Annotated in this window: 23 protein-coding genes; 18 read left to right on the forward strand and 5 right to left on the reverse strand. The window is 70.0% G+C overall.

From position 1 onward, the window contains the following. Positions 1-63: 63 nt before the first annotated feature. From CTJ15_RS22905 to CTJ15_RS22955, 11 genes are all read left to right on the forward strand, one after another. On the forward strand, positions 64-1,197 hold the full coding sequence (locus tag CTJ15_RS22905; protein ID WP_226946035.1) for an extracellular solute-binding protein: 1,134 nt from the start codon (positions 64-66) through the stop codon (positions 1,195-1,197). After that, positions 1,197-2,258 carry an ABC transporter ATP-binding protein gene (locus CTJ15_RS22910; RefSeq protein WP_075821375.1) on the forward strand — a complete coding sequence of 354 codons (1,062 nt, stop codon included), beginning with the start codon at positions 1,197-1,199 and terminating at the stop codon, positions 2,256-2,258. Before CTJ15_RS22905 ends, CTJ15_RS22910 begins: the two co-directional genes overlap by 1 nt. Continuing rightward, positions 2,255-3,112 (forward strand): ABC transporter permease, encoded by an 858-nt coding sequence (locus tag CTJ15_RS22915; RefSeq protein ID WP_075821376.1) that lies wholly within the window; start codon positions 2,255-2,257, stop codon positions 3,110-3,112. The genes CTJ15_RS22910 and CTJ15_RS22915 overlap by 4 nt, the downstream gene beginning before the upstream one ends. Then, complete coding sequence (locus tag CTJ15_RS22920) at positions 3,109-3,909, forward strand: ABC transporter permease (protein WP_075821377.1); 801 nt, start codon at positions 3,109-3,111, stop codon at positions 3,907-3,909. The genes CTJ15_RS22915 and CTJ15_RS22920 overlap by 4 nt, the downstream gene beginning before the upstream one ends. 7 nt (positions 3,910-3,916) lie before the next feature. Then, positions 3,917-4,585, forward strand: a complete 669-nt coding sequence (locus CTJ15_RS22925) for an RraA family protein (protein ID WP_019459446.1) — start codon at positions 3,917-3,919, stop codon at positions 4,583-4,585. Between the two features lie 169 nt (positions 4,586-4,754). After that, positions 4,755-5,207 carry a hypothetical protein gene (locus CTJ15_RS22930; RefSeq protein ID WP_075821378.1) on the forward strand — a complete coding sequence of 151 codons (453 nt, stop codon included), beginning with the start codon at positions 4,755-4,757 and terminating at the stop codon, positions 5,205-5,207. 167 nt (positions 5,208-5,374) lie between these two features. Beyond that, positions 5,375-5,596, forward strand: a complete 222-nt coding sequence (locus CTJ15_RS22935) for a hypothetical protein (RefSeq protein WP_126281947.1) — start codon at positions 5,375-5,377, stop codon at positions 5,594-5,596. Positions 5,597-5,941: 345 nt separating this feature from the next. Next, positions 5,942-6,262 (forward strand): HNH endonuclease, encoded by a 321-nt coding sequence (locus tag CTJ15_RS22940; protein ID WP_226946036.1) that lies wholly within the window; start codon positions 5,942-5,944, stop codon positions 6,260-6,262. 109 nt (positions 6,263-6,371) lie between these two features. Beyond that, the gene (gene ettA, locus CTJ15_RS22945; protein WP_075821381.1) at positions 6,372-8,051 is read left to right on the forward strand and encodes an energy-dependent translational throttle protein EttA; all 1,680 of its coding nucleotides are present in this window, start codon (positions 6,372-6,374) and stop codon (positions 8,049-8,051) included. Between the two features lie 102 nt (positions 8,052-8,153). Further along, positions 8,154-8,699 carry a GNAT family N-acetyltransferase gene (locus tag CTJ15_RS22950; RefSeq protein ID WP_019459441.1) on the forward strand — a complete coding sequence of 182 codons (546 nt, stop codon included), beginning with the start codon at positions 8,154-8,156 and terminating at the stop codon, positions 8,697-8,699. 143 nt (positions 8,700-8,842) lie between these two features. Next, the gene (locus CTJ15_RS22955) at positions 8,843-9,058 is read left to right on the forward strand and encodes a hypothetical protein (RefSeq protein ID WP_058389708.1); all 216 of its coding nucleotides are present in this window, start codon (positions 8,843-8,845) and stop codon (positions 9,056-9,058) included. Between the two features lie 100 nt (positions 9,059-9,158). Here the strand turns inward: CTJ15_RS22955 and CTJ15_RS22960 are convergent, their stop codons facing one another. Together CTJ15_RS22960 and CTJ15_RS22965 are read right to left on the reverse strand one after the other, a co-directional pair. Beyond that, positions 9,159-9,788 carry a phospholipid-binding protein MlaC gene (locus tag CTJ15_RS22960; protein ID WP_019459439.1) on the reverse strand — a complete coding sequence of 210 codons (630 nt, stop codon included), beginning with the start codon at positions 9,786-9,788 and terminating at the stop codon, positions 9,159-9,161. A gap of 301 nt (positions 9,789-10,089) precedes the next feature. Beyond that, the gene (locus CTJ15_RS22965; protein WP_019459438.1) at positions 10,090-10,947 is read right to left on the reverse strand and encodes a VacJ family lipoprotein; all 858 of its coding nucleotides are present in this window, start codon (positions 10,945-10,947) and stop codon (positions 10,090-10,092) included. Between the two features lie 192 nt (positions 10,948-11,139). On the opposite strand from CTJ15_RS22965, the gene metF reads away from it, so the two are divergent. The 5 genes from metF (at position 11,140) to CTJ15_RS22990 (ending at position 17,345) form a co-directional block, all read left to right on the forward strand. Beyond that, positions 11,140-12,213, forward strand: a complete 1,074-nt coding sequence (gene metF / locus CTJ15_RS22970) for a methylenetetrahydrofolate reductase [NAD(P)H] (RefSeq protein ID WP_099782051.1) — start codon at positions 11,140-11,142, stop codon at positions 12,211-12,213. Between the two features lie 386 nt (positions 12,214-12,599). After that, positions 12,600-13,577, forward strand: coding sequence for a phosphoribosylaminoimidazolesuccinocarboxamide synthase (locus CTJ15_RS22975; RefSeq protein WP_019459436.1), 978 nt, complete (start codon positions 12,600-12,602; stop codon positions 13,575-13,577). 68 nt (positions 13,578-13,645) lie between these two features. After that, on the forward strand, positions 13,646-14,143 hold the full coding sequence (locus CTJ15_RS22980) for a pentapeptide repeat-containing protein (protein ID WP_099782052.1): 498 nt from the start codon (positions 13,646-13,648) through the stop codon (positions 14,141-14,143). Beyond that, a complete protein-coding gene (locus CTJ15_RS22985) occupies positions 14,140-16,404 on the forward strand; it encodes an ATP-dependent helicase (protein ID WP_226946037.1) in 2,265 nt (754 codons plus the stop codon). The genes CTJ15_RS22980 and CTJ15_RS22985 overlap by 4 nt, the downstream gene beginning before the upstream one ends. Beyond that, positions 16,404-17,345 (forward strand): 50S ribosomal protein L11 methyltransferase, encoded by a 942-nt coding sequence (locus CTJ15_RS22990; RefSeq protein ID WP_058389710.1) that lies wholly within the window; start codon positions 16,404-16,406, stop codon positions 17,343-17,345. The genes CTJ15_RS22985 and CTJ15_RS22990 overlap by 1 nt, the downstream gene beginning before the upstream one ends. A gap of 203 nt (positions 17,346-17,548) precedes the next feature. Here CTJ15_RS22990 and CTJ15_RS22995 read toward each other — a convergent pair whose 3' ends face one another. Continuing rightward, positions 17,549-17,899 carry a DUF1127 domain-containing protein gene (locus CTJ15_RS22995; protein ID WP_019459432.1) on the reverse strand — a complete coding sequence of 117 codons (351 nt, stop codon included), beginning with the start codon at positions 17,897-17,899 and terminating at the stop codon, positions 17,549-17,551. A 136-nt stretch (positions 17,900-18,035) separates the two neighbouring features. Here CTJ15_RS22995 and CTJ15_RS23000 point away from each other — a divergent pair, with 136 nt between their 5' ends. Next, on the forward strand, positions 18,036-19,892 hold the full coding sequence (locus tag CTJ15_RS23000; RefSeq protein WP_226946038.1) for an aminopeptidase P family protein: 1,857 nt from the start codon (positions 18,036-18,038) through the stop codon (positions 19,890-19,892). Between the two features lie 414 nt (positions 19,893-20,306). Further along, the gene (locus CTJ15_RS23005) at positions 20,307-21,779 is read left to right on the forward strand and encodes a SulP family inorganic anion transporter (RefSeq protein WP_019459430.1); all 1,473 of its coding nucleotides are present in this window, start codon (positions 20,307-20,309) and stop codon (positions 21,777-21,779) included. An 89-nt stretch (positions 21,780-21,868) separates the two neighbouring features. Here the strand turns inward: CTJ15_RS23005 and CTJ15_RS23010 are convergent, their stop codons facing one another. Both CTJ15_RS23010 and CTJ15_RS23015 read right to left on the reverse strand, forming a co-directional pair. Next, positions 21,869-22,870, reverse strand: a complete 1,002-nt coding sequence (locus CTJ15_RS23010) for a hypothetical protein (protein ID WP_075821916.1) — start codon at positions 22,868-22,870, stop codon at positions 21,869-21,871. A gap of 230 nt (positions 22,871-23,100) precedes the next feature. Beyond that, complete coding sequence (locus CTJ15_RS23015) at positions 23,101-23,859, reverse strand: LysE family translocator (RefSeq protein WP_019459429.1); 759 nt, start codon at positions 23,857-23,859, stop codon at positions 23,101-23,103. Between the last annotated feature and the right edge of the window lie 136 nt (positions 23,860-23,995).

Raw genomic sequence — 23,995 nt, forward strand, 5'->3', positions numbered from 1 at the left:
CCCTGTATACCGGCACCGACGCAGTTGCGAGACGACGGGGTTGCGCATCCCGCCCGTGGTCCGATGCTTGCAGGCACGCTCGCAGACCACGACGCGGATTCCCTGGAGAAGCTCATGCGCCTGCCCGGTTCGAGTTCCAGACTGACCCTCGCGCTCTGCCTGGCGGCCCTGGCGGCCATGCCCGCAGCCCGGGCGCAGGGCCCCGTGAAGCCGGGGGGCGAGATGGTGCTCCTCGCCTATGCCGGGGTGTTCAAGGACAATTATTCGCAGGTGGTGGTGCAGCCCTTCTCCCAGGCCAGCGGGGTCACGGTTCAGTATACCGATCCTGGCCTGGGCGGTTCCGCCCAGATGCTGGGCACCCTGCGGGCGCAGAAAGCAGATCCGCAGGTGGACGTGGTGATCATGGATGCCAGCACCGCCGCCGCGGCCTGCGCGGAAGGGCTGGTGGAGCCGCTGACACCCCAGGCCCTGCCGGTGCTGAAGGAACTGGACGAGCAGGCGGGCAAGGTGGGCAATGGCTGCGGCCCGGCGGTGACCTACGACCACCTGACACTGATCTACGATGCCGAGGCGATCAAGGTGGCGCCGGCGCGCTGGATGGATCTCGCCAAGCCGGAATACAAGGGCCGGTCCTCGCTGAGCGCGCCGCCCGACATCCAGGGCATGGCGCTGACCGCGATCCTGGCGCACGGCGCCTCGGGCGACTGGAAGAACATCGGCGCCGCCATTCCGCTGCTGAAGCAGATCGTGCCGAACGTGCAGACCTTCCAGCCGAGCCCGGATGCCTATTCCATGGTGCTGAGCGGGCAGATCGCCTTCGGCACCGGCTGGAACGCGCGCTCGCAGCTCTATCACGACCAGAGCAAGGGCAAGTTGGGCGTGTTGATCCCCGAGGAGGGCACGGCCTTCCAGATCAACACGATCAACATCGTGAAGGGGGCCAAACACCGGGAGCAGGCCATGGCGTTCCTGGGCCATGCCCTTTCCGCCGGGCCACAGGCCGCCTTCACCGACCGCATGTTCTACGGCCCGACCAACCTCCAGGCGCAGAAGGACGCCAAGGCGATCGGCCGCACCGCCCTGGCGCCGGAATACCGCAGCCGCATCGTGCCGATCGACTGGCTGGAGGCGGTGAAGCTGCGCGACAACTGGAACCAGCGCTGGCGGCGCGAGGTGATGACGGCGGCCACGCGCTGATGGCGGGCTATCTGGTGCTGGAGCGGCTGACCCGCCGCTTCGGCGCGGGCGGACCGCTGGCGGTGGACCACGTGTCGCTGGAACTGCCCAAGGGCGCGCTGCTGGCCCTGCTCGGCCCCTCGGGATGCGGCAAGACCACGACCCTGCGCATGATCGCGGGGCTGGAGCAGCCGGATTCCGGCCGTGTCGTGGTGGCGGGGCAGGATGTCACCGCCCTGCCGCCGCACCGGCGCAACATGGGGGTGGTGTTCCAGTCCTATGCCCTTTTCCCGCACATGAGCGCGCTGGCCAATGCCGGTTTCGGCCTGGAGATGCGCGGCGTCGGGCGCGCGGAGCGGCTGGCGCAGGCACGGGGCGCGCTGGAGATGGTGGGCCTCGGCGCGCTGGCCGACCGCAAGCCGCGCGCCATGTCGGGCGGGCAGCAGCAGCGCGTGGCCCTGGCCCGGGCGCTGGCGATCCGCCCCGATCTGCTGCTGCTGGACGAGCCGCTCTCGGCGCTGGACGCCAAGCGGAGGGAGGAGGTGCGCGACGAGATCCGCGCCCTGCAACAGCGTCTCGGCACCACCGCCATCTTCGTCACCCACGACCAGAGCGAGGCGCTGGCCATGGCCGACCTCGTGGCGGTGATGAAGGACGGGCGGATCGAGCAGATGGCCCCGCCGGAGGAGGTCTTCGAGAACCCGGCGACGCGCTTCGTGGCGGGTTTCGTCGGGCGGGCCTCGCGGCTGTCCGGCGCGGTGGAACCGGGCGGGGTGTTCCGGGCCGGCGGCATGGCGCTGCCGGTGGCGGCGGGGCACCCGGTCGGGGCGGCGGAGGCCTTCCTGCGGCCGCACCGGGTGCGGGTGATGCCGGCCGGCCCCACGCCGGAGGGCGCGGTGCTGCTCGAAGGGCACGTGCTGCGCCGGACCTATAGCGGCGAGATCGTCTGGCTGGAGGCGGAGACCCCGGCCGGGCCAGTACAGGCGGAACTGCCCGCCTATGATCCCGGCGCCGCGCTGCGGGTGGGGGATGCGGTGCGCCTCGCGCTGCGGCCGGAGGACCTGCGGGTGTTCCCGGCGTGATCGGCTGGCTGCTGAGCGCACCGGCCCTGCTGGTGCTGGCGCTGGCCTTCCTCTGGCCGATGCTGGGCCTCTTCCGCATCAGCCTGAACCGCACCGCCGAGACCGGGGCGATGGAGACGGCGCTCACCACGGAGACCTATGCCAAGGTCGCGGGGGACCCGTACTACTGGGGGCTCGCCTGGGACACGCTGGTGCTGTCCGCCGGGGCCGCGGCCATCGCCGCGGCGCTGGCCCTGCCGGTGGTGCTGCTGATCCGCCGTGCCTCGCCCCGCTGGCGGGCGCCGCTGGCGCTGATGGCGGTCTCGCCGCTGCTGATCTCGGGCACCGCGCGGGTGGTGGGCTGGCGGGCGATCCTGGGCGATCTCGGGCTGATCAACGTGGTGCTGGGCTGGCTCGGCCTGACCGGCGGCCCGGTGCCGCTGATCAACAACTGGACCGGTGTCTGGATCGGGCTGGTGGAAAGCCTGATGCCCTATGCGGTGCTGGTGCTGATCGCCGGGCTGGGGCGGCTCGATCCCCGGCTGGAGGAAGCCGCCGCGACGCTGGGGGCTGGGCGGACCCGCACCTTCCTGCGGGTGACGCTGCCGCTGGCGGCGCCGGCACTGGGCGGGGCCTTCCTGCTCGGGCTGGTGCTGGGCATCTCCGCCTTCATCACGCCGCGGCTGATGGGCGGCGGGCGGGTCTTCACCGTGGCGACCGAGATCTACGACCAAGCCCTGACCACGGTGGATTGGCCGGTGGCGGCGGTGCTGGCGATGCTGCTGCTGCTGGCTCTGCTGGTGGTGATGCTGCTGCGCGGAGTGCTGACCGGCGTGGCGCGGCCCCGGGGGCAACAGGGGGAGAACGCGGCATGAGACCGGTGACGGAGGCGGGGCCGCTGCTACGGTTCTTCGCGCTGTGCGGCTACCTGCTGCTGCTCAGCCCGGCCGTGGTGGTGCTGGTGGTGTCCTTCAGCGCCGGCAACTACCTGACCTTTCCGCCGCCGGGCTTCTCCCTGCGCTGGTACGAGGCGCTGCTGGCCAACGGGGCGCTGATGGGCGCGCTCGGCACCAGCCTGATCCTGGGGCTGATCGTCGCGGCGCTGGCGCTGGTGGTGGGCGGGCCGGCGGCCTATGCGCTGACGCGGCTGGACTTCCCCGGGAAGGGGGTGGTGGCCGGCCTGCTGGCGGCGCCGCTGCTGCTGCCGACGCTGGTGCTGGGGCTGGGGTTGATGGTGGCCCTTCAGCCGATGCGGCTGATCGCGACCTGGCCGGGGCTGGCGCTGGGGCACAGTCTCGTGGCCATCCCCTTCGCCGTGAGGATCATGGTGCAGGCCTTTGCCGCCGTGCCGCGCGACGTGGAGGAGGCCGCCTGGACGCTGGGCGCCACGCCGCTGCGCGCGGCGCTGCGCATCACCCTGCCGATCGCGACGCCCGGGGCCGTGGCGGCGGGGGCGCTGGCCTTCCTGGTCTCCTTCGACGAGACGGTGATCAGCCTGTTCCTGGCGGGGCCGCGCCTGACGACCCTGCCGGTGGCGATGTTCCAGTACACCGAAAGCCGGTCCGACCCCCTTGTGGCGGCCCTGGCCATGGCGCTGATCGTTGTGGCGCTCGCGGTAGTCCTGTTGGTGGAGCGGCTGGTGGGTTTCCAGCGCGCGCTTGCGAAGGAGTGAGGTGAGAATGCCGAAATACGTCGTGGAGAAGAGCGCGCCGCAAATCAGCGCCGAGGTGATCGCGCTGCTGGAGCAGACGGAGACCGCCACGGTGGGCCACTGGCGCCACTGGGGCTTCGTGGACCGGGGCGTGCAGCCGCTGCTGCGCCACAGGCGGGTGGCCGGTACGGCGGTGACGGTACAGATCCCGGGGCCGGATTCCACCCTGCTGCACCATGCGCTGGGCCTGCTGCGCCCGGGCGACATCCTGGTGGTGGACCGGCTGGGCGATGTGCGCCACGCCTGCTGGGGCGGCGGCGTGACCGTGGCGGCCAAGGCGGCGGGTGCGAAGGCCGGCGTGGTGGACGGGCCCTGCACCGACCTGGAGGAGGTGGAGGCCTCCGATTTCCCGATGTGGTGCCGGGGGCAGGCGCCGATCACCACGCGGATCTACGACCTGGGCGGCCGGCTGAACGTGCCGGTCTCGATGGGCGGCGTGGTGGTGATGCCGGGCGATGCGGTGCTCTGCGACGAGTCCGGCGTGCTGGTGCTGCCGCCCGCCGAGGCGGAGGCCGAGGCGCGTGAGGCGATCACCCGGCAGGAGCGTGGCATGAAGACCCAGGCGCGGGTCGCGGCGGGCGAGAAGCTCGGCGAGATCAGTGGCGCCACGGCCAAGGTGCTGGCTGGGCTGGGCTGAACCTTTCCGGCCCCGCCCGGTGTCTTCTCCGGGCAGGGCAGGAGGGAACCAGCCTCCTGCCCCTTGCAGGCGGCGATCTTTCCAAGCCCTCACGAAACTGTCTCACGGCGTGAGAGCTTCCTGTCTTGATACCGGCCGCGATCAGCCGGCGAGATGAGGGAGTTCAGCCATGTTCCTGCGCAACGCAATCCTGGGTCTGGCCGCGGCCGGGCTGGTCTCGGCTGCCGCGCCAGCCTTCGCACAGACAGCGGACGGCACCCCTGGCAATCCGCCGGGCACCGCCGCCAGCCGGGCGGTGGACCGGGCCGCCGGCACCAATACCTCGGGCGCCTATCCGTCCCAGTCCGACGGCAAGCCCGGCAATCCCTCGGGGACGGCGGCCAGCCGGGCCGCCAAGCGCGCCACGGACGGCACGACGACGCAGCGAAGCCGCCACCACGCCACCGGCAGCAGCGCCAGGCGGCATTCCAGCAACCCGCCGGGCACCGCCGCCAGCCGGGCGGTGGACCGGGCCGCCGGGACCAATACCTCGGGCGCCTATCCTTCACAGTCCGACGGCACGCCGAGCAATCCCTCGGGGACGGCGGCGAGCCGCGCACTGGGCACCACCAACAGCCGCTGAGGCACTCTCGCGAACGGAAGCGGAGGGGATGGTGTCAATCCCTTCCGCTTCCTCGTGCATGCGGCATGGAGACGGGCTTTCCAAGGCTTCACGCAGGGCGTCGGGTTTTCGTGGTTCCGTTCCGCCATCCGGCCGGGGGAGCCGGAGAATCTCAGGGAAGACCTCTCATGTCTCTACGTCACATGTTCCTGGCTCTGGCGGCCGCTGGCCTCGTCACGGTCTCCGTGCCGGCCTTCGCGCAGTCCAGCGACAGCAATGCACCCGCCACGGTGACAGCGCCCGCTGCCAGCCCCGCAACGGGAGCGAAGCACAAGTCCGCCGCCCATCGCACCCAGCGCAGCCGCACCACGCGGCACCATGCGGCCAAGCCCGCCGCGAGCAACGGCTGATCCCGAAGGGGCAACCCTACCTCCGACCTTCGCTTGTCGGAGGCGGCGTTACCCTTCCGGGACTTGGGGGCAAGGTTCCGCCTCGCCCCCGTGCCCCACCCCGCCCGGGCGCCATGCGCCCTGGAGCTGCTTTCGCTGGCGCCCGCTGCCGCCGGACCGCGCCGGGAAGCAGGGCTTCCGGGCAACCGGCCTGCGCGCCGGGACCGTGCCACGCGGCCCGGGCATGGCACGCCGTCTTCCGGCGCGCGGCAAACGCCCCATATGACGCCGGTGTCACGACGCACGCGACGCCCTGACCCCCCGGAACGACAGCACCCGCCACCCGGCCCGGCCTTGGGGGAGGAGATGGTCTGTGCCCTGTGCCTGCGGCCGATCCCGGTCCATGCGCGCTCCAGCCGCCATCACCTGATCCCCCGCCTCAAGGGCGGCACGCACAAGGGGACGGTACGGCTGCACCAGATTTGCCACAGCGCCATCCATGCCCGCTTCAGCGAGGCGGAGCTGGCGCGGCACTTCTCCGATCCGAAGGCGCTGCGGGGTGAGGCGCGGCTGGCGGATTTCCTGCGCTGGATCGCAGGACGGCCGCCGGATTTCCACGCGCCCACCCGCATTCCGCGGGGAGCCGGCCGAGGTGGCGATCCCTGCCGCAGCGGGCGGCGGCGCTGAAGCAGCCCCATTCCGGACCCGCGGCAACGATGCCGATGCTCGACGCTGCGGGGCCGAGCCGGTAGAACCGGCCGTAAATCCTTCCACGTTCTGCCTGAAAGACCGCGCCATGGCCGCCTACCAGTATGTCTATGTGATGAAGGATCTCACCAAGTCCTATCCGGGCGGGCGCGAGGTCTTCAAGGGCATCACGCTGAGCTTCCTGCCCGATGCCAAGATCGGCGTGCTGGGCCCGAACGGTGCCGGCAAGTCCACGCTGATGCGCATCATGTCGGGGCAGGACAAGGAATATGGCGGCGAGGCCTGGGCGGCCGAGGGCGTCCGTGTAGGCTATCTGAGCCAGGAGCCTCATCTCGACCCCGACAAGACCGTGGGCGAGAACGTCATGGGCGCCTTCGCCGCGGTGCAGGCCGACCTCGCGCGCTTCAACGAGATCTCGATGAAGTTCGCCGAGGAGATGACGGAAGACGAGATGAACACCCTGCTGGCCGAGCAGGCCGAGCTGCAGGAGCGCATCGACGCCGCCAATGGCTGGGAGATCGACCGCACCGTCGAGATCGCGCTCGACGCGCTGCGCTGCCCGCCCTTCGACAGCCCGGTGACCAATCTCTCGGGCGGCGAGCGGCGGCGCGTGGCGCTGTGCAAGCTGCTGCTGGAGAAGCCGGAGCTGCTGCTGCTCGACGAGCCAACCAACCACCTGGACGCCGAGAGCGTGAGCTGGCTGGAAAAGACGTTGCGCGAGTATCCGGGCGCGGTGCTGGTGGTGACCCACGACCGCTACTTCCTGGACAACGTGACCAACTGGATCCTGGAGGTCGATCGCGGCCGCGGCATCCCGTACCAGGGCAACTACTCCTCCTATCTGGAGGCCAAGCGCAAGCGGCTGAAGCAGGAGGAGAAGGAGGAGAGCACGCGTCAGCGGCAACTGGCCGAGGAGCAGGAATGGATCGGGCGCAGCCCCTCCGCCCGCCAGGCCAAGAGCAAGGCGCGCATCCAGGCCTATGAGGAGCTGCTGCTCAAGAGCCAGGACAAGGCGCCCGACCCGACCGAGATCCAGATCCCGCCCGCGCCCCGCCTGGGCAACACGGTCATCGTGGCCGAGGAAATCCGCAAGGGCTTCGGCAACCGGCTGCTGATCGACGACCTGAGCTTCAAGCTGCCGCCCGGCGGCATCGTCGGCGTGATCGGCCCGAACGGCGCCGGCAAGACCACGCTGTTCAAGATGATCACCGGCGTGGACCAGCCGGATTCCGGCAGGATGATCGTCGGCGAGTCCGTGCAGCTCGGCTATGTGGACCAGAGCCGCGACAGCCTGGATGACAAGCGCACCGTCTGGCAGGAAATCTCCGACGGACAGGACATGATCACCATGGGCAAGCGGTCCGTGCCCTCGCGCGCCTATTGCGCCGCCTTCAACTTCAAGGGCGGCGACCAGCAGAAGCCGGTGGGCGTGCTGTCGGGCGGCGAGCGGAACCGGGTGCATCTGGCGAAGATGCTGAAGAACCCGCACAACGTGCTGCTGCTGGATGAGCCGACCAACGACCTGGACGTGGACACGCTCCGCGCCCTGGAAGAGGCGCTGCAGGACTTCGCGGGCTGCGCGGTGATCATCTCGCACGACCGCTGGTTCCTGGACCGGCTGGCCACCCACATCCTGGCCTTCGAGGGCGACAGCCACGTGGAGTGGTTCGAGGGCAACTACCAGGCCTATGAGGCCGACAAGAAGCGACGTATGGGCGCCGCGGCCGACGAGCCGCACCGGATCAAGTACCGGCCCCTCACGCGCTGAGCGCGTGGGGGACGGGTTCCCGTCCTCCTTCCGGTGAGCCCGCCGCCTTGCCCCCGGTCAGGGGTGGGATGGCGGAGCCGGCCCCCTGGTGTCACGTCCACAATGTTCCATTCCTCCGATTCCCTGCGGCTGTCCCGGCTGGTCCGGACGCCGCGCCTCCTGCTCCTGCCCGTTGGCTGGGAGAACCTGCCCGAGCTGACCGCGCTCAAGGCAGATGAGCGGGTCTTCGCCATCATGCTGCACGGCGTACGAAGCCCGGAGCGCGCGCGGGAGGAGATGGAGGACGACATCGACTTCTGGACCGTGCGCGGCTACGGCACCTGGTGTGTCCACCGGCAGGAGGACGAGGCCTTCCTCGGCATCGCCGGGCTGATGGAGAGGCCGGACGGGCGTGGCGTGGCGCTGCGCTTCGCGCTCTGGCCGGAATGCCGCGGCCACGGCTATGCGCGGGAGGCCGCCGCCGCCGCCCTGGCCTTCGGGCATCGGGCGGGACTGGAGCGGATCATCGCCGTGGCGCGGGAAACCAACCAGGGCTCGCGCGCCGTACTGGCGGATATCGGCATGGTCCCGGCGGACAGCTTCATGAACAAGGGCCACCGGATGATGGTCTATGAGAGCCGCCGGAGGGGCGAGCAGAAGCCGGTCTGAGCCCCCGACGCCCCAGGCCGTGCCCGTTGCCACGTGAACACGCGCTTGTGACATGGCGAAGACGCCGTTCGGATCGCTTAGCGAACGGAGCGACGGGCCGGCCGCCGGGGCCGGCATTCCCCTGCTCCCCTTAGGAGACGAGGATGTACAAGCCTTTGGTGATCGCGGGTTGCCTGATTTCACTCGCCGCCTGTAGCGGCCCCGACCGCCCGATGCCGCAGGCCGACCGATCCCCGCGGGACAGCCTGAACAACAACTTCAACCCGACGACGCAGGCAATGCCGGGCGCCACGCCGCGTGACGACAGCAGCAGCGGCTCCCAGGCGCGCGGCGGGCCGGGGACAGGCGCGATCCGCTGAACCGGGCTTCCACCCGGAAGCCGGAAGATTGAGCCTTTCCGACAAAATCTGACGCGGCCGGGGAGGGCCATGGCCTTCCCCGGCCGGAAGTCGGCCTGCCTCAGCGCCCTTCCTGGGCCTGGAGCTGGGCGATCTGCTGCTTCATGGCATCCAGCAGGGCGGCGACGCGACCGCCGTTGCGGCTGATGACCGAGGAGTACTCGGACCGCTGCGTCAGGCGCAGGGAGGCCCCTTCCGCGATGACGTCCACGATCTTCGGCTGCCCGCCGACATCGCTGACCCGCCAGTCGAGGGTGAAGGGCGCGGTGCTGGGGCGTTCGATAATGGTGTTCACCAGCACGTCGTCCTCGGTGCGCTGCTGCGCGCGGCCCAGCGAGAAGCGGACGCCCTGATACTCGCCGAAACGGGCGGACAGGTTGCGGATCAGCGTCTCCTCGAAGAGGCGCATGTATTCCTGTTGCTCGGCCGGGCTGGCCTGGCGCCACCAGCGGCCCAGGATGAAGCGGCCGACGCCCTGGATGTCCACGGAGCGACGCAGGACGCCAGCCACCTGCTGGCGGCGCTGTGCCACTGGGGTATTGGCGTTGATCGCCGCCACCAGCTCCTGCCCGGTGCTCTGGATGAAGGCGGTGGCGCGGCCCGGGTCCACGGTCTGGGCCAGGGCCGGGTGGCGGAGGGCCAGCGCGGCGGGCAGGGCCAGGGCGGCCAGGAGCAGCGGGCGTCGGGTCATGGGGCTTGTCATATCGTCTTCCGCAATTCTCTGTCGGCCGGAGGGGGGGTCCAGGCCAGGGGCTGGTCCCCGGGGTTGCCGGCGCCGGTGTCCCGGACGGCCGTGCGGTCCGGGCCGGCCAACCCTCAGGTTGACGCGGTCCGGGCCGCCTGCCCGGATTCCTGGGTAAAGCGGCTATCGGGTCACGGGTTTGCCATCCCTCGGCGCGTTCTTCCAGAGGGGGCCTCCGGGGGAGGCCCCGGAGAGGGAAGAGGTGGCCCGATGAGCCCCGGCCCCTGGTGCTTCGCCGGGAGTTCCGGCCTCAGTTCGTGGGCAGGCGGGAAGGCGGCGCCGGCTGCCGCCTGTCCAGGCTCGGCGCGGCGCCGGGGATGCGGGTGCCGACGCCGATGCCCGTGCTGGCGGCGGTCGGGTTGGCGGGGCCCGGGGCAGGGGCGGCGCCGGTGCTGGCGATCTGCGCGTTGCGCTGCTGGCGGTAGCCGGAGCGGTAGGTGGCGTAGGGGTCGAGGCTGGTCCGGTTGATCGCGTCGATGGTGTCGATCAGCCTTTCGCGGGTGTCGAGCCCGCCCAGCACCGGCACGCCGTAGTCATAGGCGTAGTTCAGGCCGTCGCTGCCGAAGGTGAGATAGGTGAAGGGGTTGGCGGCGATGCCGGCGCCATAGCCGGTCAGGTCGCGCGGATTGGAGGGACCGAGCAGCGGAATGAAGAGGTAGGGGCCCTCGCCGACCCCGGCCTTGCCGGCAGTGATGCCGAAATCGGCGTCATGCGCGGGCAGGCCCATGCTGGCGGCGACATCGAAGAGGCCGCCCAGCCCGACCGTGCTGTTCAGCATGAAGCGGGTCAGCGTGTCGCGGGCGCGGCCGACCTCGCCCTGGATCACGTCGTTGATGAAGATGACCGGCGCCTTCAGGTTGCCGATGGCGTTGTGGACGCCGTCGCGCACCGGCTGCGGCAGCACGGCGCGGTAGCCCAGGGCGGCGGGGCGCAGGGCGTATTTGTCGATGCCCTGGTGCACGTCGAACATGGCGCGGTTGAACGGCTCGATCGGGTCGTTGGTTTGCTGGAATTCGGCGACCGCCTCCGGGTCGGACGGATCGGGGCGCGTGGCGCAGGCGCTCATGCCCAGCACCAGCGTAATGGCCAGAAGGCGGAAGGAACGCATTGTTTCGGACAGGCTCCGATGAGACATCATTGATGATTCGCCTTACCACCGGGACGGCGAAAGGACGAACTGCGGCCCGGACAAGATATCGCGACAGGATGGCGGGTCCGGCCGGCGATGTCCCGCCGAAAAACGGGTGGAACCAAAAAGGAGACGGTGCCACCCGGGAACGGACAGGCTATGAGGAGGCGCATGAACCATGTCGCGACCCCCGGTGCCGGCGCTTCCGGTGCCAGCCCAGGCCATGATCCCGGCATCCATCCGGGCGCCAACCCGTTGGGCCGCTGGCTGACCGGGCCACGCTTCGGCGCGTTGCCGGCCCCGGCCGCCCTGCCGGCTCCGGCCTTGTCCTTCGAGTTCTTTCCGCCGCGCACGGAGGCGCTGGAGAACCAGCTCTGGGCCTGCATCCGGCGGCTGGAGCCACTGGCGCCCCGCTTCGTCTCCGTCACCTATGGCGCGGGCGGCACCACCCAGGCGCGCACCCACGCCACCGTGTCGCGACTCGTGCGCGAGACCGCGCTGACGCCCGCGGCGCACCTGACCTGCGTCGGGGCCTCCTGCGGCGAGGTGGACGACGTGGCGCGGCAGTACTGGGATGCCGGGGTGCGGCACATCGTGGCCCTGCGCGGCGACCCGCCGGCCGGGGCTCCGGACTACGTGCCGCATCCGCAGGGCTATGCCTATGCGGCGGATCTGGTGGAGGGGCTGCGGCGGGTCGCGCCCTTCGAGATCTCGGTGGCGGCCTATCCGGAAACGCATCCCTCGGCACGTTCCGCCGAGGCCGACCTCGACAACCTGAAGCGCAAGATCGACGCGGGGGCGACCCGGGCGATCACCCAGTACTTCTTCGACACCGAGACCTTCCTGCGCTTCATCGACCGGGCGCTGGCGGCGGGCATCTCCGTGCCGATCGTGCCGGGCATCATGCCCGTCTCGAACTTCAACCAGATGCGGAACTTCTCCGCCCGGATCGGCGCCTCGGTGCCGGACTGGATGGCGGCGCTGTTCGAGGGGTTGGACGACGACGCCGAGACCCGCCGCATGGTGGCCGCCGTGGTGGCGGCGGAGCAGGTGCGGCTGTTGCAGGCCAATGGCGTGGACGAGTTCCATTTCTACACGCTGAACCGGCCCGACCTGACCTATGCCATCGCCCATATCCTGGGTGTGCGCCCGTCCCGCCCCGCCGATCCGGCGAGCGAATCCGGCGTGGAGGAGGAAGGCAAGGCCGAGGCGGCCAGCCGGCAGGTGGGCCAGGCGGGTGCCTGAAGCGGGGCGCCTGAAGCGGGGCGCCTGAAAACGGGGGGCCTGAAAACGGGGGGCCTGGACAGGGTGCCCGAAGCGGCCTCCTGAGCCGGGCGCGCCTGGCCTGCTCCGCGGAGCGAACCATCCTCCTGGGCGCCACATGCGGCGAAATCCGTCCTGTCCGGCGGGCCGGGCGGGGGCGATCCTGCCATGATCACGGGGGCGGCCTTCCCCTGGGCTGACCCATGGGCCGGGCGGGGCACGAGGCAAGGCGGATGGTGCCGGTGATGACGGGCATTGCCCTCCTGCCCGGCGCCGGGGCATAGCCGCACATCACTTCCCCCGCCGCCGGCGCCATCCTGGCGGGACGGCACCGGCTGGGGGCCCTCTCTCCGGGGACGAGACCAGGCATGGATCTCTCAGAACTCGCCGCGCACGCGCAGCAGACCCTTCGCGACGCGACCATTCCGGAACTGCCGAACCACTATCGCGGCAAGGTGCGGGACAATTACGACCTGCCGGACGGGAAGCGCATCATCATCGCGACCGACCGGATCAGTGCCTTCGACCGCATCCTGGCGGCCATTCCCCTGAAGGGGCAGGTGCTGACGCAGACGGCACGGTACTGGTTCGAGGCGACGCGCGACATCTGCCCGAACCATGTCGTCGAATACCCCGATCCGAACGTGGTGGTGGGGCGTAAGCTGTCCATCCTGCCGGTGGAGGTGGTGGTGCGCGGCTATCTCGCCGGCACGACGGGCACCTCGATCCTGACGCTCTACAAGAAGGGCCAGCGGCGGATGTACGGGCATGTGCTGCCCGACGGACTGCGCGACAACCAGAAGCTGCCCGAGCCGATCATCACGCCCACCAGCAAGGCCTTCGACGGCGGGCATGACGAGCCGCTGACGGCGGAGGAGATCCTGGAGCGCGGGCTGCTGTCGAAGAGCCAGTGGGAGACGCTGAGCGAGTATGCGCTGAAGCTCTTCGCCCGCGGGCAGGAGCTGGCGCGGGAACGCGGGCTGATCCTGGCGGACACGAAATACGAGTTCGGCACGGACACGGACGGCAACATCGTGCTGGCCGACGAGATCCATACGCCGGACAGCAGCCGCTACTGGCTGCTCGGCTCCTACCGGACGCTGTTCGGCCGGGGCGGGAAGCCGGAGAGCTTCGACAAGGATTTCGTGCGCAACTGGGTGGTGGCGCGCTGCGACCCCTACAAGGACGCGATCCCGGAGATCCCGCAGGAGGTGATCCTGGAGACCGCCGCCGTCTATGTCCGGGCCTTCGAGATGATCACCGGCCAGCGCTTCCAGCTCCCGCCCGTGGGGGAGGACGTGCTGGCGCGGGTGCGGCGGAACCTGGCGGGGTATTTCCCGAAATAGGGCAGACCGGGAGGCGGCGGCGCGGGGCTTCCTCGACCGCGTTCCCCTGGCGTTCTATATCCTGTGGCGTGCGCCCCGCCCTTCCGATCCTCCTCGCCCTGTTCCTCCTGGCCGTCGCGGCACCCGCCCGCGCCGCCTGCAACGACCTGCCCGCCCCCGGGGTGGACTGGCGGCGCTGCCTGCTGGACGGGCGGGACCTGCCGGATGCCGATCTGGCGGGGGCGGTGCTGCGCGATGCCAGCTTCTCCCGCGCCAACATGGTCGGGGCGGTGCTGCGGGGGATCGACGGACAGCAGGCTCGCTTCGTCTCCGCCCTGCTGAGCCAGGCGGACCTGAGCGGGTCCAACCTGCGCCGGGCCGACTTCACGCGGGCGATGCTGGACGGGGCGAAGCTGGCCGGGGCAGACCTGCGGGGCGCGCGGCTCTTCCGGGCCGATCTGAGCGGCGCGGACCTGACGGGCGCGGTGCTGGACGGGGCGGACCTGTCTTCCGCCGTCCTGGACGGGGCACGCTGGACCGATGGCAAGCGAATCTGCGGCGCCGGATCGAGGGGACGCTGCCAATGAGCGACAGCCGCGACGTGATGCCGGCCACGGGGGGCGGGCTGCGGAACCTGCCGGAACCCGACTACCTCGGCAAGCTGAACCCGGAGCAGCGGGCGGCGGTGGAGACGGTGGACGGGCCGCTGCTGGTGCTGGCCGGGGCGGGGACGGGCAAGACGCGGGTGCTGACCACGCGCTTCGCCCATATCCTGATGACGCGGAAGGCCTTCCCCAACCAAGTCCTGGCGGTGACCTTCACCAACAAGGCGGCGCGGGAGATGCGGGAGCGTGTCTCCCATATCCTGGGCCGCCCGGCGGAGGGGCTCTGGCTTGGCACCTTCCACGCGCTCTGCGCCCGGATGCTGCGGCGGCACGCGGAATATGTCCGGCTGACCTCCTCCTTCACCATCCTGGACACGGACGACCAGCTCCGCTTGCTGAAGCAGGTGATGGAGGCGGCGGGCGGCATCGACCAGAAGCGCTGGCCGGCCCAGGGGCTGATGGCGGTGATCCAGCGCTGGAAGGACCGCGGCCTGACGCCGGAGCGGGTGACGCCGGCGGAGGACAGCGACTTCGCCAATGGCCGCGCGCGGCAGCTCTACGAGGCCTACCAGTCCCGGCTGCGGGACCTGAACACGGTCGATTTCGGCGACCTGCTGCTGCACATGACGGAGATCCTGCGAACCCAGCCCGACGTGCTGGCGCAGTACCACCGCAGCTTCCGCTACATCCTGGTGGACGAGTACCAGGACACCAACACGGTGCAGTACCTCTGGCTGCGGCTGCTGGCGCAGGGGCACCGGAACATCTGCTGCGTGGGCGACGACGACCAGTCGATCTACTCGTGGAGAGGCGCGGAGGTGGAGAACATCCTGCGCTTCGAGAAGGACTTCCCCGGTGCGAGGATCGTGCGGCTGGAGAGCAACTACCGCTCCACGCGGCCGATCCTGGCCGCCGCCGCCGGGCTGATCGCGAAGAACGAGGGACGGCTGGGCAAGACGCTGCGGCCGGGGCGCAATGATGCGGAGGGCGAGAAGGTCCGCATCGTCTCGCTCTGGGACTCCGAGGAGGAGGCCCGCATGGTCGGCGAGCGCATCGAGCAGGCACAGCGCGACGGGATCAGCGCGGGCGAGATGGCGATCCTCGTGCGCGCCGGCTTCCAGACGCGGGCCTTCGAGGAGCGGCTGATCGTGCTCGGCGTGCCCTATCGCGTCGTGGGCGGGCTGAAGTTCTACGAGCGGGCCGAGGTGCGCGACGCCATGGCCTATATGCGCATCCTGCACCAGCCGAGCGACGACCTGGCCTTCGAGCGCATCGTCAACACGCCGCGCCGGGGCGTGGGCGACAGCGGGCTGCAGCACATGCATGTGGCGGCGCGCGAGCAGGGCATCCCGCTCGCCGTGGCGGCGGAGCAGCTGGCGCGCACCGATGCCTTCCGCCCCAAGCCGCGCGCGGCGCTGCGCGAGCTGTTCGACGGCTTCGCGCGATGGCGCGAAATGCTGGCGCGCGAGGGGCATGTGGTGACGGTGGCCACCATGCTCGACGAGAGCGGCTATACGGAGATGTGGAAGCAGGACAAGTCGGCCGAGGCGCCGGGCCGGCTGGAGAACCTGAAGGAGCTGCTGCGCGCGATCGGCGAGTTCGAGAGCCTCGCGGGCTTTCTCGACCATGTGGCGCTGGTGACCGAGAACGACGAGAACGCCTCGGAGGCCAAGGTCTCGCTGATGACGCTGCACGCGGCCAAGGGGCTGGAGTTCGACCTCGTCTTCCTGCCGGGCTGGGAGGAGGGGCTCTTCCCGCACCAGCGCGCGCTGGACGAGGGCGGCACCAAGGGTCTGGAGGAGGAGCGGCGCCTCGCCTATGTCGGCATCACCCGGGCGCGGAAGCTCGCGGTGATCAGCCACGCGGCGAACCGGCGGATCTATGCCAACTGGTCGGCCGCCATCCCGTCGCGCTTCCTGGACGAGCTGCCGCGCGAGGCGGTGGAGGTCGAGGGCTCCTCGGCCATGCAGCGGCAGCGCATGGCGACGGCGCCGAGCGTCTTCGCGCACGGCCCGATCAGCGCCGGGCGGCCGCGGATCATGGAGACCAAACTCTCCGAGAAGGGGGCCTGGGAGGTGCAGGCGCGCCCGGCGCGCAAGGATGCCATGACCGTCGGAACCCGCGTCTTCCACCAGAAATTCGGCTACGGACGCGTGACCCGGGTGGAGGATGACCGCCTGGACGTGGATTTCGAGAAGACCGGCAGCAAGCGTGTGCTGGACCGTTTCGTGGAGCGCGCCTGATGAGCAGCGAGACCGCCATCCAGCAGAAGCCGGGGCATTGGCCGACCCAGGGCAACACGCGCTGGGCCATCCCGCTGGAGACGCTGGTGCTGACCGGCATCCCGGACGAGGCGGTGCCCTATTACGAGGCGGCGCTGGAAAGCCTCTGCCGCACCGTCGGCTATTTCCGCGAGCCGCCACTGGAGGAGACCTGGCGGCTGGAAGGCGTCTGGGAGCAGAACGGCGACGAGGCGGCGCTGAGCGCGGCGCTGGCCCTGGCGGCGGCGGTCTCGGGCTTCGATGCCGGGGCGCCGGAGCGGCACCCGACCGAGGCGGAGGGCTGGCTGGCCCGCACCGTGGAAGCCTTTCCGGAGCAGGCGCTGGGGCGGCGCTTCACCATCCGACCAACGCACCTGCCCAACCCGCGGCAATGGGACCGGCTGGTGCTGCGGCTCGATGCCGGCCTAGCCTTCGGCTCGGGCGAGCACGAATCCACGCGCGGCTGCCTGCTGGCCTTCGAGGCCGTGGCCCACCGCCGCCCGCGCCGAATCCTGGACCTGGGCACGGGCTCGGGCATCCTGGGCATGGCGGCGGCGAAGCTGCTGCACCGGAAGGTCCTTGCCACGGATATCGAGCCCTGGTCGGTGCGGGTGGCGGCCGAGAACGGGGTGATGAACGGGCTGCGCGGGCTGTTCCGGGCGGAGCTGGCGGATGGCTGGCGCGACCCGGTGGTGCGCAACGGGCACTATGACCTCGTCTTCGCCAATATCCTGGCGCGGCCGCTCTGCGCCATGGCGCGCGACCTCGCCACGCATCTGGCGCCAGGGGGCACGGCGATCCTGGCCGGGCTGCTCGGCACCCAGGTGCGGATGGTGCTGGCGGCGCATCGCCGCTGCGGGCTGGTGCTGGAGCGGCGGATCGACCTCGGGGCCTGGTCCACCCTGGTCCTGCGCAGGCGCTGAAGGGCAGGGCGGGAAGGCGGCACATCCCCCCTGCGGCTGGGCCTCGGGGCCTTTCCAGCCGGTATTTTTGCACCGCAGCATGACAGGCGAAATTTTTCCGCCACCGGGCTGCGGGCACGAAAAAAGGGACGGAGAACCGTCCCTTTTGCCGTGACTGGTAAAGTTCTATGTCTTTACCGCAGGGCTGGCCCTGCGGCGCCGCTTCAGGCCGCGGCGCGCTTGCGGTTGAAGTCGTTGGCCGGGCGCGACACGGGGGCCTGGGTCGCCACCTTCTGCTCCTGCTGCGCCATGCGGTCGAACAGGTGCGGGATGTCGGAGCGGACAAGGCCGATATCGGCCAGCTCGCGATCCGTCAGCTCCTGCAGCTCGGCCATGGCGCGGCGGCGCTGCAGGCCCTCGGAGAGGCGGAGCGTCAGGCTGCGGAACCAGCGGCCGATCCCACTGTCGCTCTGCTGCAGGGCCTGCTGACGCAGGGCCTGGATGCGTTCGGCCTGGGCGTTGGCGGGCATCGGCATCATCAGGGCGGCTTCGGTCTGGTTGATCCGGGTATTCATGACTAGCGTTCCTTTCGCGGCGCGGTTCGTGGCTTCCGGTCGTTCTGTCTTCGACTCGCTTCGCCGCGCCGCGCGTTATGCAGTGCAAAATAGGTCTGCCCGCCGCTTTTGCTCGTGCCGATCTGGCTGTTTAGATATGCGCCGGAAGCATGAAATAGGAGTGAAACATGTCGTTTACGAAGGTCGCGCAGCCGTGAGAGCCGTCGTGCCGCCCACGTCGTCACCCGGGGAGCGGCTTGAGGCGCTGCGCCGGAACCTGGCGGCTGCCGGGGTCGAGGGCTTCGTGGTGCCGCGCTCGGACGAGTATCTGGGCGAATACGTGCCGGGTTCGGCGGAGCGGCTGGCCTGGCTGACCGGCTTCACGGGCAGTGCCGGGCTGGCCATCGTGCTGCCGGAACGGGCGGCGGTCTTCACCGACGGCCGCTACACCACCCAGGCGGCGGCGCAGACCGATCCGGCGCTCTGGGAGCGGCGGCATATCACCGAGGAACCGGCGGCGGACTGGCTGCGCGAACATGCGAAGGGACGGCGCATCGGCTACGACCCGCGGCTGATGCCGGAATCGGCGGTGGAGAAGCTGGCGGCCTGCGGCGCCGAGCTGGTGCCGCTGGACGGCAACCCGCTGGATGCCGCCTGGGCCGACCGCCCCGCGCCGCCACTGGCCCGCGCCGTGCCGCAGGCGGCGGAACAGGCCGGGCAGGGTGCGGAGGAAAAGCGCGAGGCAGCCGCCGCGGCGCTGCGCACGGCGGGCGAGGACGCGGCGGTGCTGGCCGATGCGCACAGCACCGCCTGGCTGCTGAACATCCGGGGCGGCGACCTGGAGAACACGCCGCTGGCGCTGTCGCAGGGCCTGCTGCGGGCCGATGGGACGGTGGACCTGTTCATCGCCCCGGCGAAGGTGGACGAGGCGCTGCGCGCGCATCTGGGCAATGCCGTGGCGCTGCGCGCGCCGGAGGAATGGCCGGAGGCGCTGCGCGTACTGGCGGGACGGCGGGTGCGGGTCGATCCCGACCTGACGCCGGCCTGGTTCGCCATGCGACTGCGTGAGGCCGGAGCGACCGTGGTGGCGGGCGAGGACCCGGTACGCTTGCCCCGGGCGCGCAAGAACGCGGTGGAGCAGGCAGGCGCGCGGACGGCGCATGCGCGGGATGCGGTGGCGCTGGCGCGTTTCCTCCACTGGTTCGCCGGGGCGGCGCCGCAAGGCGGGCAGAGCGAGATCACGGCGGCGGAGAAGCTGCTGGAGTTCCGCCGGGCGCTGCCGCTGTTCCGGGCGGAATCCTTTCCCGCCATCTCGGGCGCCGGGCCCAACGGGGCGATCGTGCATTACCGGGTCACGGCGGAGACGGACCGGGCGATCGGGCGGGACGAGTGCTACCTGATCGACAGCGGCGCGCAGTTCCTGGACGGCACCACGGATGTGACGCGCACGCTCTGGACCGGGCCGGGGGAGGCGCCGGCGGAGCTGCGGGAACGCTACACGCGGGTGCTGCGCGGCCATATCGCCCTGGCCACGCTGAGCTTCCCCAAGGGGGTGGCGGGGCCGCATCTCGACGCCATCGCGCGCCGGCCGCTCTGGGATGCCGGGATGGACTACGACCATGGCACGGGCCATGGCGTGGGCTCCTTCCTTTCGGTGCATGAGGGGCCGGTTGCCTTCTCGCGGGCGGCGAAGCCGGTGCCGATCGAGGAGGGGATGATCCTGTCCGACGAGCCGGGCTTCTACCTGCCCGGGGCCTATGGCATCCGCATCGAGAACCTGCTGCTGGTGCGCTCGGCAGGGCAGGGGCTCTCGGGGCGGCCCTGGCTGGGTTTCGAGACGCTGACCCTGGCTCCCTACGAGCGGCGGCTGATCCAGCCCGGGCTGCTGACGCCGGCGGAGCGGGAATGGGTGGATGTCTATCAGGCCCGCGTCGCGTCGGAGGTCGCTCCCGCGCTGGCGGAGGTGGCGCCCGAGGCGGCCGCCTGGCTACGTGCCGTCTGCGCGCCCCTCTGAGGGCCGTCGCGGTTCCGCCGGAGGCCGCCTCCGGCGAAGCCTCGGGGGACGGGGGAAAGGGGGGGGGCAGGTTGCGCCGGCGGGCGGCAGGGTCTACCCCTGCCGCGCCGCAAAATCGGGCCTCCGGCCCCGGCACGCTTCATGCTCGTGCCAGTCGGTATGCCACAGGGATCACCAGCCCCATGTAGTCCGCGCCCGCAACGCCGGCATGTCTCGAACCGCCGCAGCGGATGCGGCGGCCCATGTTCGCCTGTTGCGAGCGACGGTTGGAGGGTGGCGGGCCATCCGGCTCCCGGAACCTAGGCTTCCGCGGCATGGATTCCCGGGCGCGGATGGTTCGCGGCCGTCCTCCGCATCCCGCTTCGCGGCACGGCCCAGAAAACCGGGACCGTTTCCCCTGATGAGTTTTCCTCGATGAGCTTCGACCTCGCGCGCTACCGGGCCGAATGGACCGGCGGCAGCCTCCACCGCGAAATCCTGGCCGGCATGGTCGGGACCTTCGCCCTGATCCCGGAGGTGATCGCCTTCTCCTTCGTCGCGGGGGTCGATCCGGAAGTGGGGCTCTTCGCCTCCTTCGTGATCGGCATCGTGATCGCCTTCGCCGGCGGCCGGCCGGCGATGATCTCCGGCGCCGCCGGGTCCGTGGCGCTGGTGGCCGCCGCGCTGGTCTCCTCGCACGGGCTGCAATACCTGCTGGCCGCCACGCTGCTCTGCGGGGCGATCCAGGTGGTCTTCGGCCTGCTGAAGCTCGACGTGCTGATGCGCTTCGTCTCGCGCTCGGTGCGGACGGGCTTCGTGAACGCGCTGGCCATCCTGATCTTCTCGGCGCAACTGCCGCAGATGATGGATGTGACCTGGCACACCTATGCGATGATCGCGCTGGGGCTGGCCATCATCTACCTCGTGCCACGCGTCACCGAGGCGATCCCCTCGCCGCTGATCTGCATCCTGGTGCTGACGGTCGTCTCCATGGGCATGGACATGCCGCTGCGCACCGTGGCGGATCTGGGGCGGCTGCCGGATTCCCTGCCGTCCCTGGTCTGGCCGCAGGTGCCGCTGAACCTGGAAACGCTGCGGATCGTCTTCCCCTATGCGCTGGCCATGGCGATGGTCGGGCTGCTGGAATCCATGATGACCGCCGGGGTGGTGGACGACTGGACCGAAACCAACAGCTCCAAGCGCGCCGAATGCACCGGGCTCGGCATCGCCAACATCGCCGTCGGGGCCTTTGGCGGCATCGCCGGCTGCGGCATGATCGGGCAGACCGTGGGCAACCTGCGCTATGGCGGGCGGGGGCGGCTTTCCACCTTCGTGGCGGGGGCCTTCCTTCTGGTGCTGATGGTGCTGCTGCGGCCCTGGGTGGCGCAGGTGCCGGTGGCGGCGCTGGTGGCCATCATGATCATGGTCTCGGTCAGCACCTTCTCCTGGTCCTCGCTGCGCGACCTCGCGGCGCATCCGCGCCTGTCCAGCCTGGTGATGCTGGCCACCGTCGCGGTGGTGGTGGTGACGCACAACCTGGCGATGGGCGTCTTCGTCGGCGTGCTGCTGAGCGGCGTCTTCTTCGCCTTCAAGGTCATGCGGCTGATGCAGGTGGAGAAAGCCTATGACGAGGCCGGCCGGACCCGGACCTACCGGGTGAAGGGACAGGTCTTCTTCGCCTCCGCCGAGATGTTCGCCGATGCCTTCGACCTGCGCGACGCGGTGGCGCGGCAGGTGGTGATCGACCTGACCGGAGCGCACCTGTGGGACATCACCGCCGTCGGCGCGCTGGAGGGCGTGGTGAACAAGATGCGCCGCCACGGGCTGCGCGTGGAGGTGGTCGGGCTGAACGAGGCCAGTGCCGGGATGGTGGAACGGCACGGGCGGTTCAGTCCGGCGGAGATGTGAGGACACTGGCTGGAAAAACGGCGCCCGTCTGGCGGGACTTCAATTCTTGGATGGAAGGGGCGGCAAACGCCCCTTCCATTGGGCTTCCTTCAGGCGAAGATAAAATCGCAGGAGGTCAGATGCTCAACGCCAAGGACTGCGATGTAGTTGTAGGTGCCGAAGTCGATTGAACTGCCCTGAATCGTCTGGCCATTGCCCAGCGCGACGCTACCGGTGTGGATGGTCAGGTCACCCAGGCCATGCACGCCCTGGCTGGCGAAGCCGGTGAGGTCAATGTGATCTTTGCCCTGCTCGAAGTCCAGGATCCGGTTTTGAGTGATGCCAGGATTGAATACGAAGGTGTCACTGCCACCCACCGCCTGCCCGGATTTTGAGCCATCGCCGGAGATCAGGTTGTAGGAATTGCTGCCTGCAATGATGATGTCATCGCCCCCGCGCGCAAAGCCACTCAGCGACCCGTCACCAGAGATGATCTGATAGCCAGAGTTGTTGCCGCCTATGATCAGATCATTTCCGCCCCGGGCGAAACCCGACAGAGCCCCATCGCCAGAGATATAGACCTCAGAGACGCCCGACGTGACTGTGATCCGGTCATCGCCACCTTTGGCAAAGCCCGACAGGGCACCGTCACCGACAATGGAGCCGTAGCGGACGCCGCCTTCGATCTCGTCATTGCCGCCGATCGTGAAGCCGTCCAGCTTGGCGGAATCGCCATAGACGGTGGCGCTGTTGCCGATAATCTGATCGTTTCCTCCTCTGGAGAAGCCATGCATCTCGTAGGCATCGCCATAAATGGTGGGACGGGCATGTGATCCGGAGCCGCCGCCCAGGATCATGTCATTTCCGCCGACGCTGAACCGGTCCATGACATAGGCATCGCCATAGATGATCTCATCCAGCAGGTCGGCGTAGCCACCCACCAGCGTGTCGTCGCCACCATGTGCAAAGCTGGTGATGGAATAGGCGTCGCCGTAGAGCCGGTTGGTGACGGATTGCCAAGTCCCATTCACGTGGTCACCGACCAGGACTTGTGCGCTAGCATGCTGGAAGCCGCTCAGAACGCCGCTGGTGTCACCATAGTAGATCGCCACAATGATTCTCCCCGATTCGCCTGACCCTATTGGTCTGGCAATGGAAGTCATTGCGATGCCGTATCACGGGTTGGTCAATTCCAGGGAGTATCTCAAAAATAGCTTTTCATGGATTGAACAGGACAGTCCTGAGAAAAAGCCTGGATAAAATTAATTTGTGTTGTCCCTCATCCATTAGGATGATGCGCCCACGGAACCTGCCAGAACAGTGCGTGGATTTGTTCCAGTCCCTACCGCCGATCGAGCAGCAGGCGCAGGCCCAGGCCCAGGAAGATCGTGCCGGCGAGGCCGTTCAGCCAGCGCGTGGCGCGGGCGGAGCGGTTCAGGCGGCTGACGGCCCGGCCGGCACCGGCGATCAGCACGGCGAAGAGCGGCACTGCCAGAAGGGGCAGGAGCGGGCCGAGCAGCAGCATCTGGAGCCAGGCCGGGGCGAGGCCGGGTGCCACGAACTGCGGCAGGAAGGCCAGAAAGAACAGCGCGACCTTGGGGTTGAGCAGGTTGGTCAGCATGCCCTGGAGCACGATGCGGCCCTGCCCCTGGAGGCGTGTGCCCTGGAGGTGGGGCGGGGTTCCGGTGGAGGGGGTGGCGGGAGCGATGCCGGCCTCGCCGCGCCAGGCGGCCCGCAGCGCCCCGAGACCGAGCCAGACCAGATAGGCGGCGCCGGCGAGGCGCAGCAGGGCGAAGAGCATGGGCTCCGCCGCCAGGATGGCCGCCACACCCAACGCGGCGGCGACGATATGGCAGAAGGCGCCGCAGACGATGCCCAGCACCGCCGCCCAGCCGCGCTGCGGCCCGCCGGACAGTGTCTGGCCCAGCACGAACATCATGTCCGGCCCCGGAGTCAGCACCAGGACCAGACAGGCCAGCAGGTAGGCGGCGAGCAGGGCGGGATCGAGTGGCATGGCGACCGCCTTCTGCGCCGGGCGGCAACGCCGGTCCAGCGCATAATCCTGATCCCCGGCATCAGCGCCGCTGCTGCCCCGCCTCAAGGCGAGCCCCGCCCTGGGGACAGGGCCGAGTGGAGGGAGCGGCATTGGTGGCATGTCTGCCGCGATGCAATATTGCGTGGCTTGCCGCGCCCGCGAAAGGAAACGTCTTCCGTCGCCGGGTGCGGGTGCCCGATCC

It is taken from the genome of Roseomonas sp. FDAARGOS_362, assembly GCF_002754815.1.
GTDB lineage: Bacteria > Pseudomonadota > Alphaproteobacteria > Acetobacterales > Acetobacteraceae > Roseomonas > Roseomonas mucosa.